The sequence below is a fragment of the Arenibacter algicola genome (assembly GCF_018860365.1).
In the GTDB taxonomy this organism is placed as follows: domain Bacteria; phylum Bacteroidota; class Bacteroidia; order Flavobacteriales; family Flavobacteriaceae; genus Arenibacter; species Arenibacter algicola_B.
Genome location: NZ_JAHKPO010000013.1, coordinates 403,574 through 420,996, shown reverse-complemented (window position 1 = coordinate 420,996; position 17,423 = coordinate 403,574). Strand labels below are relative to the sequence as shown.

General features: G+C 40.4%; 12 protein-coding genes and 1 tRNA gene. 8 read left to right on the top strand and 5 right to left on the bottom strand.

All coding sequences use genetic code 11. The features are described from left to right. Positions 1–114: 114 nt before the first annotated feature. Both KO529_RS10415 and KO529_RS10410 read right to left on the bottom strand, forming a co-directional pair. On the bottom strand, positions 115–1,428 hold the full coding sequence (locus tag KO529_RS10415) for a TlpA family protein disulfide reductase (protein ID WP_215947828.1): 1,314 nt from the start codon (positions 1,426–1,428) through the stop codon (positions 115–117). 188 nt (positions 1,429–1,616) lie between these two features. After that, positions 1,617–3,107, bottom strand: a complete 1,491-nt coding sequence (locus KO529_RS10410) for a TlpA family protein disulfide reductase (RefSeq protein ID WP_215947827.1) — start codon at positions 3,105–3,107, stop codon at positions 1,617–1,619. 183 nt (positions 3,108–3,290) lie between these two features. On the opposite strand from KO529_RS10410, the gene KO529_RS10405 reads away from it, so the two are divergent. Next, positions 3,291–3,923 carry a TetR/AcrR family transcriptional regulator gene (locus tag KO529_RS10405; protein WP_215947826.1) on the top strand — a complete coding sequence of 211 codons (633 nt, stop codon included), beginning with the start codon at positions 3,291–3,293 and terminating at the stop codon, positions 3,921–3,923. Positions 3,924–4,028: 105 nt separating this feature from the next. Here KO529_RS10405 and KO529_RS10400 read toward each other — a convergent pair whose 3' ends face one another. Together KO529_RS10400 and KO529_RS10395 are read right to left on the bottom strand one after the other, a co-directional pair. Next, a complete protein-coding gene (locus KO529_RS10400) occupies positions 4,029–5,297 on the bottom strand; it encodes a site-specific integrase (protein WP_215947825.1) in 1,269 nt (422 codons plus the stop codon). Between the two features lie 236 nt (positions 5,298–5,533). After that, positions 5,534–5,605, bottom strand: a tRNA-Arg gene (locus KO529_RS10395). Between the two features lie 288 nt (positions 5,606–5,893). On the opposite strand from KO529_RS10395, the gene KO529_RS10390 reads away from it, so the two are divergent. The 7 genes from KO529_RS10390 (at position 5,894) to KO529_RS10360 (ending at position 16,204) form a co-directional block, all read left to right on the top strand. Then, a complete protein-coding gene (locus tag KO529_RS10390; RefSeq protein WP_215947824.1) occupies positions 5,894–7,579 on the top strand; it encodes a ribulokinase in 1,686 nt (561 codons plus the stop codon). A 33-nt stretch (positions 7,580–7,612) separates the two neighbouring features. Further along, positions 7,613–9,394 carry an L-fucose isomerase gene (locus KO529_RS10385; RefSeq protein WP_215947823.1) on the top strand — a complete coding sequence of 594 codons (1,782 nt, stop codon included), beginning with the start codon at positions 7,613–7,615 and terminating at the stop codon, positions 9,392–9,394. A 91-nt stretch (positions 9,395–9,485) separates the two neighbouring features. Then, positions 9,486–10,673, top strand: a complete 1,188-nt coding sequence (locus tag KO529_RS10380) for a sialidase family protein (protein WP_215947822.1) — start codon at positions 9,486–9,488, stop codon at positions 10,671–10,673. A 76-nt stretch (positions 10,674–10,749) separates the two neighbouring features. After that, entirely contained in the window at positions 10,750–11,910 is a 1,161-nt protein-coding gene (locus KO529_RS10375) for a sialidase family protein (protein ID WP_215947821.1), read from the top strand. Between the two features lie 80 nt (positions 11,911–11,990). After that, a complete protein-coding gene (locus KO529_RS10370; RefSeq protein ID WP_215947820.1) occupies positions 11,991–13,214 on the top strand; it encodes an exo-alpha-sialidase in 1,224 nt (407 codons plus the stop codon). 285 nt (positions 13,215–13,499) lie between these two features. Next, positions 13,500–14,984: a sodium:solute symporter gene (locus KO529_RS10365; RefSeq protein ID WP_215947819.1), complete on the top strand. Its 1,485-nt coding sequence runs from the start codon at positions 13,500–13,502 to the stop codon at positions 14,982–14,984. Between the two features lie 206 nt (positions 14,985–15,190). Beyond that, on the top strand, positions 15,191–16,204 hold the full coding sequence (locus KO529_RS10360; protein ID WP_215947818.1) for a LacI family DNA-binding transcriptional regulator: 1,014 nt from the start codon (positions 15,191–15,193) through the stop codon (positions 16,202–16,204). 57 nt (positions 16,205–16,261) lie between these two features. Here KO529_RS10360 and KO529_RS10355 read toward each other — a convergent pair whose 3' ends face one another. Next, positions 16,262–17,419 carry an alpha-hydroxy acid oxidase gene (locus KO529_RS10355; RefSeq protein ID WP_215947817.1) on the bottom strand — a complete coding sequence of 386 codons (1,158 nt, stop codon included), beginning with the start codon at positions 17,417–17,419 and terminating at the stop codon, positions 16,262–16,264. Positions 17,420–17,423: the final 4 nt, after the last annotated feature.

Below are 17,423 nucleotides of genomic sequence, written 5' to 3'. Positions count from 1 at the left end.
TTAATTCAATAACGTAATTAAAAAAGTGGGTTTAAATAAACTTTATAGAAATGGAATTTTGCTTTTTTAAAACTTTCTATTTCAGATAGCCATTGTCGCCCGATGGCTTAGTAACTAATTAATTAGATTTGTAACTTTGTTTTCCAATTCTTTCCCTCGCAAATTTTTAGCAATAATAACCCCGTCTGGGTTTAAAAGAAATGTTGTCGGATATCCTTTTATTCCATATTCCTCTTTTATTCTGTTTATATCATTGGATACTACTTGGGGCCATAATATAGAATGTTTCTCTATCATTTTATCTAATGATTCGGCAGTACTATCACCAACTATACTAATAATTTCAAATTTAGATCTATCCATATTCTGATATAGACCGTTAAGGTTCGGTATTTCTTGAATACAAGGCCCACACCATGTGGCCCAAAAATCGAGTAATACATATTTTCCTTTAAGATCACCCAGTGAAATTGGCACTTCAGTTTTAAAATCATTACCGGAAAAATCATAGGAATTATATCCTACCTGAGTAGAGAATAATTGTTTTTTGGGCAAATCCACTCGCTCCAGCACCAATACGTTTTCATTCTTATTGACACCCAAATTCTTGTATATCTTATCTTTAATTTCGATGTATTCGTTTAATTCAACAACTTTATCGTTACCACTTTTATCACTATCACCGATGTTATTGTCCATTTTAACAATACTTGGATTTTTGTAAGACAAATTGGTGAAATTATCGGATCTGACAGCTATTTCCTCTCCATTTAATTTAGTGGTGGCATATTGGGCGAAATTGGACATAAACATATTGAATTGGCTCATATGGGTTATTAGGAGTGGAGCCTTGACCTTAGTTGCTTTGTTGTTTAAAAATCGTTCAAAGACAACTTCTATAGTGTTACTTAAGGCCAATGAATCGATAGGAAGATTATTGTTGGGATCTACTTCTATCGGAGTAAAAACTTTATCATCACTAAGATCAAGGTTGTTGTTGGCATCTACGATCATCTTTAGCATCCCTATAGAGTCTTTGCCAAAAGCAAAAGCTATTTTACTTTTTAAAGGTTTTTGTGATAAGTTTATAGAATCAGGCGTCCAATTCCACGCTTTTTGCAACTCTATAAATCTTTCCTCTGAAATATTGCCTAAAAAATAGTTTTGGTATACGGTTTGGTAAATATCCGTATCTATGTCGCCCAACTTGGCATCCATCCAAGTATTTGGGATTCCGGAAACTTTGAGCTGTGTTTTTCTCCAAGGGTTATTCTCATCTTCCGGATAAGGAGAAACTCCTCCCATGGAGGATTGGAAAGGTCCATATCCTTTTTTTTCCGAAAGTGGAAGTTTAATAATTTTCTCATTTGTACAGGATAGCAGGTAAGTCGTACATATTCCAACTAAAGCCAATGTTCTAAGTTTCATATAATTTGTTTATTTTAATTCCAAGGTTTCCAGTGCCTACTTGATATCCAATGTTGTTGTTTTTTCTTGTTGGCGAGTGTATTGATCCAGGCTTTTTTTGTCCCTTAAAAATCAAAATGGATATAAAAAACCATTCTTCGTGTCGATTCATTAAGAAAAAAAGAGTTGTGTTGTGCGATGTTTAATTGTTACCATATGTAATTTTCGTTTATTTCCCTTTCCAATTGCTTTAATTTTGATGGATAACTAGCTTGTTCATTTACAACAATGCCATTTTCGTCAATCAAAAGATACCTTGGGTATGCAAATTGACCATTATTGCCAAATTTGTCGATTATGTCCGCCAATAATTTTTCATTTGTAAATACGTGATGCCCTTCCAAATCATAATAATCTATCATTTCTTTCCACACTTTTACCTTACTATGTTCCCCTTCACATATGTATAGAACAGTGATATTTTTAGATTCAAGCATAGTGTATAACGATTCCTTATGTTCGAACTCCTTTTTGCATGGACTACACCATGTACCCCAAATATCTACAAAGACCTTTTTGCCTTGCAATTCTTCAACTAATTGATTGAAAGTATCAATGTTTTTAGAGTTTTCGACAAATTTGATTTCTTCGTTCCTATGGGTTTTTTCCAGTTTATTATGGAAGTCCACAATTGGTTTTAACGAAGTTTCCAAATATTCATTATAAAGGCTGTTTGGATAATCATTTTTAAATTTTTCATATACTTGAATAATTTTTTTTGAGTTATCCTTTGTCTGCCAACTTTCATAATATATGTATGTGGCCAAATAATATTCAAGCTCTTTCCCTGAAAGAACTGTTTTAGCTTCATCTATATTGTATTGGTAAATATTTCCGTTCTCATATAGAGCCTTCAACTGCTTAGGGTCGAAATTTTCAATTGACATTTGCCGGAATTGAATTAAGTTTTGTACTAATGCGTAAAACCATGGTGAACGAATATAGGTAGTTTCATTTACCAAGGACGGATCTAATTTTTGGGACCAAAAGTTTGTTGCTGCTGTAAGTTTCGGTTTATTGTTCTCATGCTTATATAATAGCATTTTGGCCACTGTAGCTTCCATGGCCAAGTAATAGCTTTTTCTGTCCGACACGGCCAATTCGTGAAAGCCCTTGGAAATTTTTCCTTTTTCAAGCAACTCGTCGAATTTAGAAAGTGTATTTTCTTGTTGATTGTTAATCTTTTTGGAAATCTCGGACGGTATGGAGTCCGTCAAAAAGTCCCGAACAGCTGAAATGTAAAACTCTGGAGTTGGGTAAGAATTATATAAGTTTTGGGCTAAGCTGTTCTCGGAATTAACTATAAATTTATTTTCATTCTTATTTTCTTCTATGTTAAAATCTACATCATAGGTCTTGCCCGGCTCTACCACTAAAACGCCACCTGATTTCCCAGGAACGTACATAGTTACAAAAGACGGTTCGTCAATTTTCATCTTTATTTGAAAGCCCCCCAATGTGTCTGGTGCTATTGATTTTTTATCGCCATAAAACCATTTTCCGTCAATTGGCGTTGTATACTCAACTTTTTCGTCAATATAACTGGTGATTCTTCCATTTATGGTTATTTCTTTGTTCTCTTTTGAACAACCAAAAGTTCCAATTGCTAGAAAAAGAAGCATTATGTTCTGTAGTCTCATTTTTTGTCTTTGCGTGAAAGGATAATTTAACGAAGTACAATATATATAAAATTTCCCGTTAATGGGAAAATTTAATGTGGATAGATTTATTGTATATGGTCTAGCTTAACAATACATGGTAAATTGATACAAGAAGCATCTATTTATAATAAAAAATATCTAAGTTTGAGCTAAAGATTAGCAATGACTAGAAAGAGGTACCAAGGAGAAATCAATGATAAGGAGCGTTCAAAACAAAAATTAATAAAAGCTGTAGGGACGGTACTCAAGAACAAAGGTTATACTGGCCTAACGGCAACGAATATAGCAAAAGCTGCTGGTCTCAGCCGCCGCCTTATAACCGTATATTTTAGTTCCGTGGATGAGTTGGTGGAGACCTATGTTAGAAATAAGGATTTTTGGTTAGCGGCTTCAGGAAATGCCGCTGAGATGATTGCTGCCAACAAAGGTGAGGACACCAAAAAAATAATAGAATATTTATTGCAAAATCAGATTGATAATTTTTACGATAATCCTGAGATGCAAAAACTAATTTTGTGGGAAATCAGTAAAAAAACAAAAATAATGTATGAGGTCTGTGAAGAGAGGGAACATCTTGGCTCGAAGGTTTTTGAACTTACGGATAAAGAACTCCAGGGCAGGAATATTGATATACGAGCTGTAACGGCACTTTTGGTAGCTGGTATTTATTATATGGTATTACATGCCAAATCGACCGACACCACATTCTGTGAAATTGATATTAACCAACCTGAAGGAATGCAAAGGATTAAAAATGCTATAAGTTTAATATTGGAAAACACTTATAAGAATTAATACGTTTTGTATTAAAGATGTGCGATTGAACGGGCTTTTATTTTTCCACTTTACCTTCTAATCCTTTCCGCTTGTCTGTCAATTTGGTTATTGTAATTAAAATTCTCAATTCGATTCATTTTCTAATTCCTGAACGCCAACTTCATTAACTTCTTCCAATTTCTCCCTTAACATCTGCATATCATCGGATACCTTTCTCTCGATGACCTTAGCGTAAATTTGAGTTGTTGCCAGTTTGGTGTGGCCCAGCATTTTGGAAATGGTTTCAATGGGAACCCCATTGGTAAGTGTGACAGTGGTAGCGAAGGTGTGTCTCGCCATGTGAAAGGTAAGGTTCTTATGGATTCCTGCCGGCTGTGCTATTTCTTTTAAATAGGCGTTCATTTTTTGATTTGAGATTTTTGGGAACAAGGTGCCGTTGATCATAGACCGTTTATCATTCATGTATCGTTTTATCAAATCCAATGCTTTTGATAGCAGCGGGATTTTGACTGCATTTCCCGTTTTTTGCCTTTTGGTAATGATCCAATAGCTTTTATCCACACCCAGTACAACACTATTCTTGGTCAAAAGCATTAAGTCTGCATAGCTAATACCAGTATAACAACTGAATATAAACATATCCCTTACGGTCTTTAACCTTTCGGAGTCAATATTTAATTCCTCCAAATCCTTCAGTTCTTTGGCAGTTAAAAATCCCCTGTGTGTGGGAACCAATTTTTGTTTGAATTTACGGAAAGGGTCTTTGTCTATCCATTCAATTTGATAAGCTAGGGTAACCATTCTGCGAAGTCGCTGTATATGCTTCATTACTGCATTATTTCCTATTTTCTTTTGGTAATGCCTAGGAGTATGACCACGGAGGAAATTCTCAAAATTCAAGATAAACTGGTAGTCGAGTTCCGACAACTCAATGTTGTCCATTTTGCATTCTTTTTTTAAAAAAAGTAAGATATACTTTTGGCTAATGAGGTATAGCCTTGAAGTATTGTAATGAAGTTTGTGGAACATTTTGGTATTATGATACTCGATAATATCCTTTAAGGTGTAATGCACCACTTTGGCATCCCCAACAAATTTGGCTTTGATTATCTGGGGAGTAATACGCCTATCCTCCGCCCTTAATTCCTGATAACATTGAAATAGTTTAGAATGCACCTCGTCCAAGTACTGATTGAGGTCCCTTGCAGTTTTGCCTGTTCCCCTTATCCTTTGTTTTTGAGGGTTCCAAAGCTGTATATCGATTCGCCTTTTAAGGCTAATATTGAGCTTTTTCCCATCTACGGTTATTCTTGCATAGAGCGGAGCAAGATTATTCTTAGTTCTTTTGGCGTATATCCAGAATAGGATAGAAAAAGTTGTGGTAGAGCGCATAACAATCATCTTTAAGTTGAACTTAATTGAAGACGAAAGTCAAATCACCAAAAATAGTTCATCTTAGACCTTGAAAATAAGTTGCTTCAAGTTACGAAAACATTTGAAAAAAATGTTGACGATTTGTGAACTCTATCCTTTGATATCAAATAAACCCATTTGATATCAAAATTTATCTAAAACACTGTAAATCAGTTAAATTTGCATTAATTTAACCCACTTTACAAGTTAAAAAGTGACCTCACCAAGAATCGAACTTGGATCTAAAGTTTAGGAAACTTCTATTCTATCCGTTGAACTATGAGGCCATTGGCAGTTTATTATCTAAACCGCGGGTGCAAAAGTAAAATTTATTTGATAAAAATACTCGATACTTTATGGATAGTTTTTGAATAATTGCAATGGGCTGCGATTTTTGAGTGACTTTTTACGACAGACACCCTGGAAAATCGCATTTTAGGTCCTTAAAAAACCTCAATTATTCATCAATATTCCCATTTGTTAAAAAATCAGATTTATAACAGGAGTATGGAGATAATTTTTTACATTGCTTGCTTAAACGTTTAAATTAATTTAAATAACTGATCCAACCACTTATGCAAAACCGGAAATATACCCTTGGGGTCGACTATGGAACGGATTCCGTAAGAACCATGATAATAGATACCAGCAATGGCCAGATTATGGGTCAGGCCGTTGCCTTATACGAAAGATGGGGTCAAGGCATGTACTGCCGACCGGAAATCAATCAGTTTAGACAACACCCCTTGGATTACATTGAAGGCCTAAAAAAAGCCATTAAAGAGACTGTTGCTCCCCTTTCCCAGCAAGTCATAAACGGCATAGCTGCTATTTCCGTCGCCACCACCGGCTCAACACCCATAGCCATAAACAAGGAGGGCACCCCCTTGGCAATGCTCCCAGGTTTTGAAGAAAATCCACACGGCATGTTTATACTTTGGAAAGATCATACAGCCGTTGGGGAAGCCAAGGAAATCAACGAATTGGCACACCAAGAAAATGGCGTTGACTATACCAAATACAGTGGTGGGGAATATTCCTCAGAATGGTTTTGGGCCAAGATACTGCATACCCTGCGCGTAGATAAAAAAGTACGTGAAGCGGCCCACTCCTGGATAGAACACTGCGACTGGATTCCGGCCCTCCTCACAGGAAATACCGATCCCCTAAGCTTAAAAAGAAGCCGATGTGCGGCAGGGCACAAGGCCATGTGGCACCCAGACTGGGACGGACTGCCCCCGGAAACCTTCTGGTCCAGATTGGACCCTCTCCTAACCGGATTAAGAGAGCGTTTATATAAAGACACCTACACCTCGGATCAGGCCGTTGGAACCATTTCCGAAGATTGGGCACAAATATTGGGACTGCCCAAAGATGTAATTATTGGCACAGGATCTATCGATGCCCATATTGGGGCCATTGGCAGCGCCATAAAACCCTACCATATGGTAAAGGTGATCGGCACCTCTACCTGCGATATGATCGTTGCTCCTACGGAAGAAATAGGAAATAAGGCCATCCGCGGTATCTGTGGACAGGTAGATGGGTCCATTCTTCCAAATATGATCGGACTGGAAGCCGGGCAATCTGCCTTCGGCGATCTTTATGCCTGGTATAGGGAATTGTTGCTGTGGCCCGCAAACAAAATCATTGGGGACAGCAACTTATTGGACAGGGAAACCAAATCAAAATTGTTGGAAGAAATGGCCGATGGCATCCTTACCGAATTGACTTTGGCTGCCAGTAAAATAGAAATCGACACTTCTGGAATAATTGCGCTCGACTGGATGAACGGCAGGAGAACGCCGGACTCCAATCAAAATCTTAAAGGCGCCATTCAAGGCCTGACCTTGGGAACTACGGCCCCACATATCTTTAGGGCCTTGGTAGAAGCTACGGCATTTGGTTCCAAAAAAATAGTAGAACAATTCCAAGCCGAGGGTGTCCGTATAGACGGTATTATCGCGATGGGCGGAGTGGCCCAAAAGTCCGAATTCGTAATGCAGATCCTGGCCGATGTCCTCAACTTCCCTATTCGGATAATTAAATCGGAACAGACATGTGCCCTTGGAGCGGCCATGGCAGCAGCGGTAGCCTCGGGAATCTACAATACCTTTCTTGAAGCACAAAATGCTATGGGCAGCGGATTTCAAAAAGAATATTACCCCATCCCCGAAAATGCAAAAAAATATATGGAGCTATATGACAATTACAACGCATTGGGCCACTTTGTAGAAACCCAAGAATTACAGAAAGCCTAAAAAAATAATAATTAATACAAGAAAATTTAAGCAATGCAAAACAAACACAACCATCTAGGAGCAATACCAAAAGTAGGAATAAGACCGGTAATCGATGCCCGTTTGGGCGGTATAAGGGAGTCATTGGAACAGACCACCATGGCCATGGCGCAACGAGTAGCGGATTTTCTTTCCAACAATCTTAAGAACTATAACGGAACAAAAGTAGAATGTGTCATTGCGGACACCACCATTGGACGGGTGCCGGAAGCACAAAAATGTGAGGAAAAATTTCTTAGAGAAGGGGTAGGACTTTCCATCACAGTAACATCATGCTGGTGTTACGGAACGGAAACTATAGATATGAACCCCACGCGACCAAAAGCCATTTGGGGATTTAACGGTACGGAAAGACCAGGGGCAGTATACTTAGCGGCCGCCTTGGCCGGACATGCCCAAAAAGGGGTGCCTGCCTTTAGTATTTACGGAAAAGAAGTGCAGGACAGCGATGACGAGAACATCCCTGAAGATGTTCAAAAGCTGTTATTGCAATTTACCAAAGCCGGATTGGCGGTGGCCATGATGAACGGTAAATCGTACCTATCCATAGGTTCTGTTTCCATGGGGATAGCCGGTTCCATAGTCAATGAAAGTTTTTTTCAGGATTACTTAGGGATGCGCAACGAATATGTAGATATGAGCGAGGTAAACCGTAGGATGCAAAACGGCATATTTGATCCGGAAGAATTTAAAAAAGCATTAAAATGGACCAAGGAGAATTGCAAGGAAGGTAAAAATTACAATGCAAAAGACCTGCAGAAATCCAGGGAACGCATGGATGAAGAATGGGAAACCGTCGTTAAAATGACCTTGATTTCCAGAGATTTAATGATCGGCAATCCAAAATTGGCCGAATTGGGCTTCGGAGAGGAAGCGCTAGGGCACGGCGCCATTGCAGCCGGGTTCCAAGGGCAACGACAATGGAACGATTATATGCCCAATGGCGATTTTATGGAAGCCATCCTAAACTCTTCCTTCGATTGGAGCGGAATTCGACCACCATTTATGATGGCCACCGAAAATGACAGTTTAAACGGCATCTCCATGTTATTTGGTTATCTATTGACCAACCAGGCACAGATGTTCTCCGATGTAAGAACCTTTTGGAGTCCAGCTTCCATAGAAAGGGTTACTGGTCACAAGCTTAAGGGCAAAGCAGCCAATGGTATAATCCACTTGATCAATTCCGGATCTTCAACGTTGGACGGTACAGGACAACAACAAATAAATGGGAAACCTGCCATGAAACCGTTCTGGGAGATTTCAGAATCAGAAGCTAAAAAATGCTTGGAAGCCACAGACTGGCCACCAGCTATGTACGAGTATTTTGGAGGAGGCGGATACTCCTCCCATTTTGTTACCAACGGCGAAATGCCCGTAACCATGTGTAGGATCAATGTGGTAAAAGGATTGGGGCCTGTAATGCAAATAGTAGAAGGATGGACGGTAGAACTACCTGAGGAAGTACATAAAACTTTAGATGAGAGGACCAATCCTACCTGGCCCACTACTTGGTTTGCCCCAAGATTGAACCAAGATCAAGCATTTAAGGACGTATACAGTGTTATGAACAATTGGGGGGCCAATCACGGTGCATTTAGTTATGGCCATTTTGGGGACGAATTAATAACACTCTGTTCCATGCTCAGGATTCCGGTAAATATGCACAATGTAGAACCCGAACGTATTTTTAGGCCTAAGGACTGGGCTTCCTTTGGAATGGATCAGGAAGCAGCCGATTACAGAGCTTGCCAGAATTACGGCCCACTTTATTAAGCCAGTAATAGATTTTTCGGACTACAAGGAACCACCATATTTTATATATTGAAGAAAATTAAAACTATGTCCTCACCCTGACACAAAATATATGACTAACAATAGATGCACTTTGATTATTGCGCTGCTGTACTTTTTCTGCACCCTCAGTCTACATGCACAGCTTGCACAAGAATCTGTAAAACATGTAAAAGTATATTATGAGTCCGGTATGTTCGGCGGCTGGCCCGCCAACCATGGCGCATGGAATTGGGGCGATGAGATTTTGGTAGGTTTTTCAAAGGGCACTTACAAGGATTTGGGTCCCGATCGTCATAATTTCGATAAAGAAAACACGGAACTCCATATGCTGGCCAGAAGTCTTGACGGGGGTGAAACATGGACGGTGGAAGACCCTGGAGCGGTAGACGGAGATCTGGTGGTTCCCGATAACGGCAGTTACCATGGGCGAATAAGAAAAGACGTAAAGGCACCTGAACCGATTCCTGCCGAACAAATAGATTTTACCAACCCCAATCTGGCCTTTACGGTACGTATGACGGACCACCACGGGGCAGAATCACGCATTTGGTATTCCTATGACAGGGGACACGATTGGGAAGGCCCGTATAACTTGTCCAATTTTAATACACCTGGAATTGGAGCACGAACCAACTATATTATTGATGGTAAAAATGAGTGTATGCTATTTCTTACTGCAGCCAAAGCCAATCGAAAAGAGGGTCGTGTTATGTGTGTAAAAACTATTGATGGTGGAAAGAATTGGGACTTCGTTTCTTGGATCGGACCTGAACCAGAAGGATTTTCCATCATGCCAGCTTCCGTTAGAATATCCGATAAAGAAATTTTGGTAACTACGCGCAGAAGGGAAGAATCGGGCCAATTTATTGACGCCTACCTTTCCCAAAATAATGGTTTAACCTGGAACCCCTTGCCCTACCCCGTGGAAAATTGTGGACAGGGCAATCCCCCAGCCATGGTTAAAATGAAAGACGGAAGAATATGCCTGATATATGGATACAGGGCATTGGAGAAGGATATCAAAAACAAGCGTGACAAGAGTGAAATCAGGGCAAAAATCAGTAAAGACAATGGACGTACATGGAGCAAGGATTATGTACTGCGTGATGACGGTTCCGGAAAAGATCTTGGTTACCCCAGGGTAGTGCAACGGGCAGACGGCAAAATAGTGGCCCTTTATTATTTTATGGACAAGAACACCGGTCCGGAACGCTATATTGCGGCTACCATTTGGGATCCCCCATCCACTGAAGATTAAATTTCATTATCATAAACATACAGCCTAAAATAAGTTCCCATTTATTGATTGTCAAATAGATAAAACAAAAATCACCATGAAAAGCATTCACTATTTTCTAACAGCACTCACTTTTATCATTTTCTCCTGCAAGAGCAAAACGGAGAAAACTGCAACAACAGAAGAACTTAAAAGCGGCAACGATATTACAGGTAATTTCACATTGCTCCCCTTGTCCCAACCTGGGCAGGGTGCCTACCTCAGCGGGGAGCTTATCTACCCCTTGGATAACAAACCCACACCGGAATGCCATGCCTCTACCATAGTGGAAACACCCACCGGGCTGGTGAGCGCATTTTTTGCAGGCACCCATGAGAAGAACCCAGATGTTGGTATTCGGGTATCACGCATGGTAGATGGTAAATGGACATGGCCGGAAGAAGTGGTGAATGGCGTGCAAAATGACACTCTACGTTACCCTCTTTGGAATCCAGTACTATTTCAGCCGGCAGAAGGTCCGCTGTTGTTGTTCTATAAAGAAGGACCTGACCCTAGGACATGGTGGGGAATGTTGATGACTTCTCCCGATGGGGGAATAACATGGTCCAAGCCAGAAAAAATGGGAACCGACGAGAAAATAGGACACTTGTTGGGGCCAGTCAAAAACAAGCCCATTCAGCTGGCCGACGGAACCATAATCTCTCCCACAAGTACCGAGTATAAATTGGAAGATGGGGATGTAGATTGGATGGTACACTTTGAAATAAGCAAGGACAATGGCAAAACTTGGGAGGTTGTAGGCCCAATTAATGACGGAAAGGAATTTGATGCCATTCAGCCCAGTATACTTACCTATCCCAATGGTAAAATGCAAGTTCTATGTAGAACGAGACAAAATGTAATTTCCCAAAGTTGGTCCGAGGATCAAGGCCGGACCTGGAGTAAAATGACGGCGACAGAGCTTCCAAACCCCAATTCGGGAACAGATGCTGTGACCCTAAAAGACAACAGACAATTACTTATATACAATCACACCACAAAAGAGGGAGAAGAACCCAAGGGGAGAAATATGATCAATCTGGCGATATCCGATGACGGCATCAATTGGAAGCCTGTAATGACCTTGGAAAATGTACCGGCCGAATCAGGATATTCATACCCTGCCATTATTCAAACAACTGATGGCTTGGTTCATATCACCTATACCTATTTAAGGCAATCTGTTAAACATGTGGTAATAGACCCAAAGCAGTTGTAGTCTGCAAATAGTAATTGGTCCAAAGAACAACTGACAAGATATTTGTTATAAAGAACACTTATGACATCCAAAAGATAAGCATGGAGAATTATAAAATATTTAAAAAGTGGCCGTCTATTGTTGTCATGATTTTGATGATGCTTATTCCACTTGTATTCTCTGGATGTAAAGAGGATAAAACCGAAGATTATCCGAATCCGGTTTCCAATCCCACCTCTAAATTGATGCTGCAGGGAGAATGGCTCCAGGATCCACATAAAATTGATTTTGATGAACTGCCTAAAATCCCAGTGGAGCATGCTATGGTAAGCGATGTTACCCCAGATGGTGTTAACCAACACAATTATTTGGCCTATCATGACAATCGTTATTGGATTATGTGGAGCGATGGCCCCGGGGTTGAGGATAGAGTGGGTCAGGTAGTTAAATATTCCACCAGCACCGATGGTCTGCAATGGGACAAACCAAAATTCCTAACCACTTATCCTGAAGGCTCGGGCCCGGAATCCCCCAATTACAACACTAGAACAGATCAGGGCCTCAGGTGGATTTCGAGAGGCTTTTGGGAATACAAAGGTGAATTTTTGGCATTGGCCTCATTGGACGAGGCCAAAGGCTTTTTTGGTCCAACCTTGGCCCTCCATGCCTTTAAATGGAACAAAGAATCAGAATCATGGGAGTACCATGGCATAGTTATGGAAAATGCGATCAATAATTTTCCGCCCAAAAAATTACCTACTGGAGAGTGGTTAATGTCGCGCAGGCCTTTTGACTATGTTGAAAAAGGTGTCGATTTTATGGTGGGTGCAGAAGAGCAGTTTGATCAATGGGAAGTTTACCCTGTTTTTGGAACAAATACACAACTGGAAGCGGAGGAGCCTTATTGGTGGATCTTGCCCGACAATAAAAACTTGATGGCGCTATTTCGGGACAATCGCAAAAGTGGGTTTTTATATCGCTCCTTCTCAACCGACAATGGCCGTACCTGGAGTCCACCGGTGCAAACCAACTTCCCCGATGCCCGATCCAAATTTCACGGCCTCCGATTACAGGATGGAAGATATGTCCTGGTCTCCAATTCCAATTATAAAAAAAGGGACCCTTTAACCTTGGCTATTAGTAATGATGGGATGGTCTTTACCAAAATGGGTTATTTGGTAGGAGGAAGACACATAGATTACCCCCATGTATTGGAACACGATGGATATTTATTGATAGCCTTTGCAGGAGATGCCAAACAGAAAATAGAAGTGGTAAAAGTAAAGGTCTCGGATTTGGATGAAATCAAAATGAACAATAAATAAACTTCATCCTCAACATATAGAGGGCAGTGTAATTTAAGCCTACATAACCAGCATCCCCTGAAAATAAATCCACTTTCTTTTGATATTATGAATTAATTAATTATCATTGCTTAATCGATAAAGCAAAAATTAATAATCTGAAAATCAATTTCGTTAGGCAAGACCAATTAATCCAATGTCTTGACCATTAAAGTAATTTGAGGATTTTACAATTAACCAACACTTAAGTAGAACGAATATCCTACTTTTAGAGCTTATACCATATAACCTAAATAGCCAACAATAATGAACAGTTTAGATTTAATCGTATTCTTTATTTACATAGGTGGAATAGCCCTTTTCGGAGGCTCATTTTTTAAAAAGAGTAGAACTTCCTCTTCCTACACCATGGGCAACAACGATATCCCAGGCTGGGTAGTTACCATGTCCATTTTTGCAACCTTTGTGAGTAGCATAAGTTACCTTGCCCTGCCGGGGAATGCCTATCAATCCAATTGGAATGCCCTGGCGTTTAGCCTCTCCCTTCCCATTGCCTCCTTGATAGCCGTAAAATATTTTGTTCCCCTCTACAGAAAGATCAATAGTCCTTCTGCATATACCTATATGGAACAACGTTTTGGCGCATGGGCTAGAATCTATGTGTCTCTTTGTTACTTATTAACCCAGTTAATGCGTATCGGAACCATACTCTACCTTTTGGCCCTTACCTTGAACGCCATTGTTGGTTGGGATATGGTCACCATCATTATTTTTACCGGTTTGGTAGTATCCATCTACTCCATGTTGGGCGGAATTACCGCGGTATTATGGACAGACGCCATTCAGGGCATAATTCTAATTGTTGGTGCCCTAGTCTGCGTTGGCTTTATTCTCTTTAATATGCCCGAAGGTCCTCGACAGGTTTTCGACATTGCTGCAGAGAATGATAAATTTGGACTGGGAAGTTTCAGTCTTAGCCTCACCGAACCTACTTTCTGGGTAGTCTTGGTCTACGGTGTATTCATCAATTTGCAGAATTATGGTATAGACCAGAATTATGTTCAGCGCTATATGGCCTCCAAATCTGATAAGGAAGCTCAAAAATCTGCATTGATAGGAGGATTGATCTACCTGCCCATTTCTGCTATATTTCTTTTTATTGGCACCTCGCTTTTTGCCTATTACCATTCAGCGGCCACCTTACCGGTAGAGTTGCAGGATATAAATAAAAGCGATAGCGTATTCCCTTATTTTATAGTGAATGCCCTGCCTGCAGGAATAACCGGACTAATGATAGCCTCCATTTTTGCGGCCGGAATGAGCACCATATCAACAAGTTTTAATAGTTCAGCTACCGTTTTTCTTACGGATTATTACAATAAATATTTTAAAAAGACGGCATCGGACAAAGAAGGAATGCGAGTACTTTATATTTCATCGGCTATCATTAGCGTAATAGGAATCGTTATCGCCATAGCCATGATCAATGTAAAAAGTGCCCTTGACGCATGGTGGAAACTCTCCTCCATTTTTAGTGGTGGCATGTTGGGACTGCTACTTTTGGGACTATTCTCCAAAACTAAAAATGTAAAAGGAGCCCTTATCGGGGTATTGGTGGGTATTTTGGTCATTGTTTGGATGAGCCTGTCAGGCACCCTTTTCGGTGAGGATTCCCTAGGTGCTTCCTTTCACACCTATTTGACTATTGTATTTGGGACTGCGGCCATATTCTTAGTGGGCTTCCTAATATCCATATTCAATAAAAAGACCGATGAAATCTATGAGAATTAAATAAGGTGGTAGTTTCATTGGATGGAAAGGGTACAAGAATGGAATTTTGTCTTTAATCACAAAATAAAGGCCAATATTTCTATTTAGTATGAATTTCGTAATTTTGTCCTTTTGAAAATATTTGCCCCCGTACCTATAACTTACTTATTAACAATATATTACAAACAAGATTGGCGCCCATCGGGCAACTTTAACCAAAGAGGCACATGAAACCTAAAACATCACTAAAGGATATTGCAAAAATTGTGGGTGTTTCCATACCTCTGGTTTCATATGTATTGAGCAATAAAGGTAAGGAGAACAGGGTTTCCGAAAAGACCGCCAAAAGAATAAGGGAGGTGGCCAAAGAATTGAATTATCATCCCAATTGGAACGCGAGAAGCCTTAAGACCAATAAAACAAGGTCCATAGGAGTTATTGTGGCCGATATTTCCAACCCCTTCTTCTCCAATCTGGCGAGGACTATAGAGGATGAAGCTTTTTCCCAAGACTATACAGTGATATTTGGATCTTCGGACGAAAAGGTAGAAAAATTCAACAAGGTTTTGGATTTCCTTAAAATGAGACAGGTAGATGGTTTTATCATTGCAGCACCCGAAGGTTCCAGAGATATAATTGCCGATCTGGCCAAAGCAGGAATTCCTTTTGTATTGATAGATAGATTCTTCAATGACCTTACCACCAATTACGTCACCGTAGACAACTTTAAGGCCTCTATGCAGGCCACCAACTATTTGCTGGGAAAGGGAAACAAAAAAATAGGGGCCGTACTTTACAATTCAACCTTGCACCACTACAAAGAAAGACATCAGGGCTACGTAGAAGCTCTTAAACAGGCCGGGTTGCCCGTGGATACCGAATTGATAAAAAAAATTAATCACAGGTCCCTAAAAGCGGATATGAAGAGGGTGGTTAAAGAGTTGGTACAGGATGCCGGAGTTGATGCCATCTACTTTCATACCAACACCCTGGCCGAAGAAGGATTGACCCAAATGTTGGGCTTGGACAGGAAGATACTTAAAAAGGTAGATGTGGTGGTATTCGACCAAAATTCGTCATATAATTTCTTGGAAGACCCTATCCCCTATCTCCATCAACCTATAAAGGAAATAGGACAAAAAGCATTGCGTATCCTTATAGAACAGATTCAGGAACCTACCCAAGAGCTGCAACAGATATCTTTTGATACCAGATTGGAAAGCAGTTCATTGGAACCCTAAAATCCTTTAGGGCCCCAATGCCTACTAGCCTGTAATATTTCTCAAGAAAAAGAATTACTAAATAAGGTGATTTGGGAAGTCCTTTACATCCTCACAGCAAATCTGTTCCATTACCTGTTGTAATTCAGTTTTTAAAAGTGAAATGGTATGATCCCCACCTTTGGCGCCCAATGCCGCTACCCCGTACATAAAGGAGCGCCCCATAAAAGTAAACTCCGCACCACTGGCCATGGTCCTGGCAATATCCGGACCACCTCTAAGGCCACTGTCCATCATCACCTTTATTTGGTCGCTATATTTTGCAGCTATTCTTGTTAAAGGCTTTATGGTAGATTCGCCGGCATCCAATTGCCTACCGCCGTGATTGGAAACTATAATACCATCCAAACCAAGTTTAATGGCGCTTTCCGCATCGGCCTCGTTGGCAACCCCCTTGATCACCAATTTACCCTTCCACATATCCCTTATAGGTTTTATCTTCTCCTCATTCAACCTACCTGAAAAGGTCTGGTCCATGAATTTCCCCAATTGTGCCAAATCCAAGCCTTTTGGCATATAAGGCCTAAGGGTTTCGAAATTGGGCTGTCCATATTTTAAAGTATTAAATGCCCAACTTGGCTTACCAAGTACCTGAAGTATATTCTTTACCGACATTTTTGGAGGCATGGCCAGTCCGTTGCGCACATCCCTTGGACGGAAACCAAAGGTTGGCACATCGCATAAAATAACCAGTACCGGACACTCCGCGGCCTCGGCCCTTTTAATAATATCATCCCTAACAGCATCTTCTGTAGGATGATAAAGTTGAAACCAGGCCCTGCCCTCGGTAATCTCGCTAATGCGTTCTATACTACTGGTGGTCACCGTACTTAAAATAAACGGAATATTATGCTCAAAGGCCGATTTAGCCAATATTTCCGGGGCATTGGGCCACATTAATCCTTGGAGGCCTACTGGGGCTATTCCAAAAGGGGCATCATACACATGTCCGAACAATTCGGTCTTCATACTTGACCCCGTATGCTTGCTAAGGTAATAGGGCAATAACTCTATATCCCTAATTTCAGCAGTATTCTTATGTAAATTTACATCTTCATTACAGCCCCCATCCAAGTACTCGAAAGCGAACTTGGGAATCCTTTTTTGGGCTTTGTTCCGTAAATCAACAACGGATGGATATTTGCTGTTGATCTTTATTTCTTTTTTTTTCTCCATGGCA

Excerpts from the sequence above, each read along its gene's own strand:
- KO529_RS10375 (WP_215947821.1), top strand. The coding sequence starts at position 10,750 with ATGAAAAGCATTCACTATTTTCTAACAGCACTCACTTTTATCATTTTC.
- KO529_RS10405 (WP_215947826.1), top strand. The coding sequence starts at position 3,291 with ATGACTAGAAAGAGGTACCAAGGAGAAATCAATGATAAGGAGCGTTCA.
- KO529_RS10385 (WP_215947823.1), top strand. The coding sequence starts at position 7,613 with ATGCAAAACAAACACAACCATCTAGGAGCAATACCAAAAGTAGGAATA.
- KO529_RS10390 (WP_215947824.1), top strand. The coding sequence starts at position 5,894 with ATGCAAAACCGGAAATATACCCTTGGGGTCGACTATGGAACGGATTCC.
- KO529_RS10355 (WP_215947817.1), bottom strand. The coding sequence starts at position 17,419 with ATGGAGAAAAAAAAAGAAATAAAGATCAACAGCAAATATCCATCCGTT.
- KO529_RS10380 (WP_215947822.1), top strand. The coding sequence starts at position 9,486 with ATGACTAACAATAGATGCACTTTGATTATTGCGCTGCTGTACTTTTTC.
- KO529_RS10410 (WP_215947827.1), bottom strand. The coding sequence starts at position 3,107 with ATGAGACTACAGAACATAATGCTTCTTTTTCTAGCAATTGGAACTTTT.
- KO529_RS10365 (WP_215947819.1), top strand. The coding sequence starts at position 13,500 with ATGAACAGTTTAGATTTAATCGTATTCTTTATTTACATAGGTGGAATA.
- KO529_RS10370 (WP_215947820.1), top strand. The coding sequence starts at position 11,991 with ATGGAGAATTATAAAATATTTAAAAAGTGGCCGTCTATTGTTGTCATG.
- KO529_RS10360 (WP_215947818.1), top strand. The coding sequence starts at position 15,191 with ATGAAACCTAAAACATCACTAAAGGATATTGCAAAAATTGTGGGTGTT.
- KO529_RS10400 (WP_215947825.1), bottom strand. The coding sequence starts at position 5,297 with ATGCGCTCTACCACAACTTTTTCTATCCTATTCTGGATATACGCCAAA.
- KO529_RS10415 (WP_215947828.1), bottom strand. The coding sequence starts at position 1,428 with ATGAAACTTAGAACATTGGCTTTAGTTGGAATATGTACGACTTACCTG.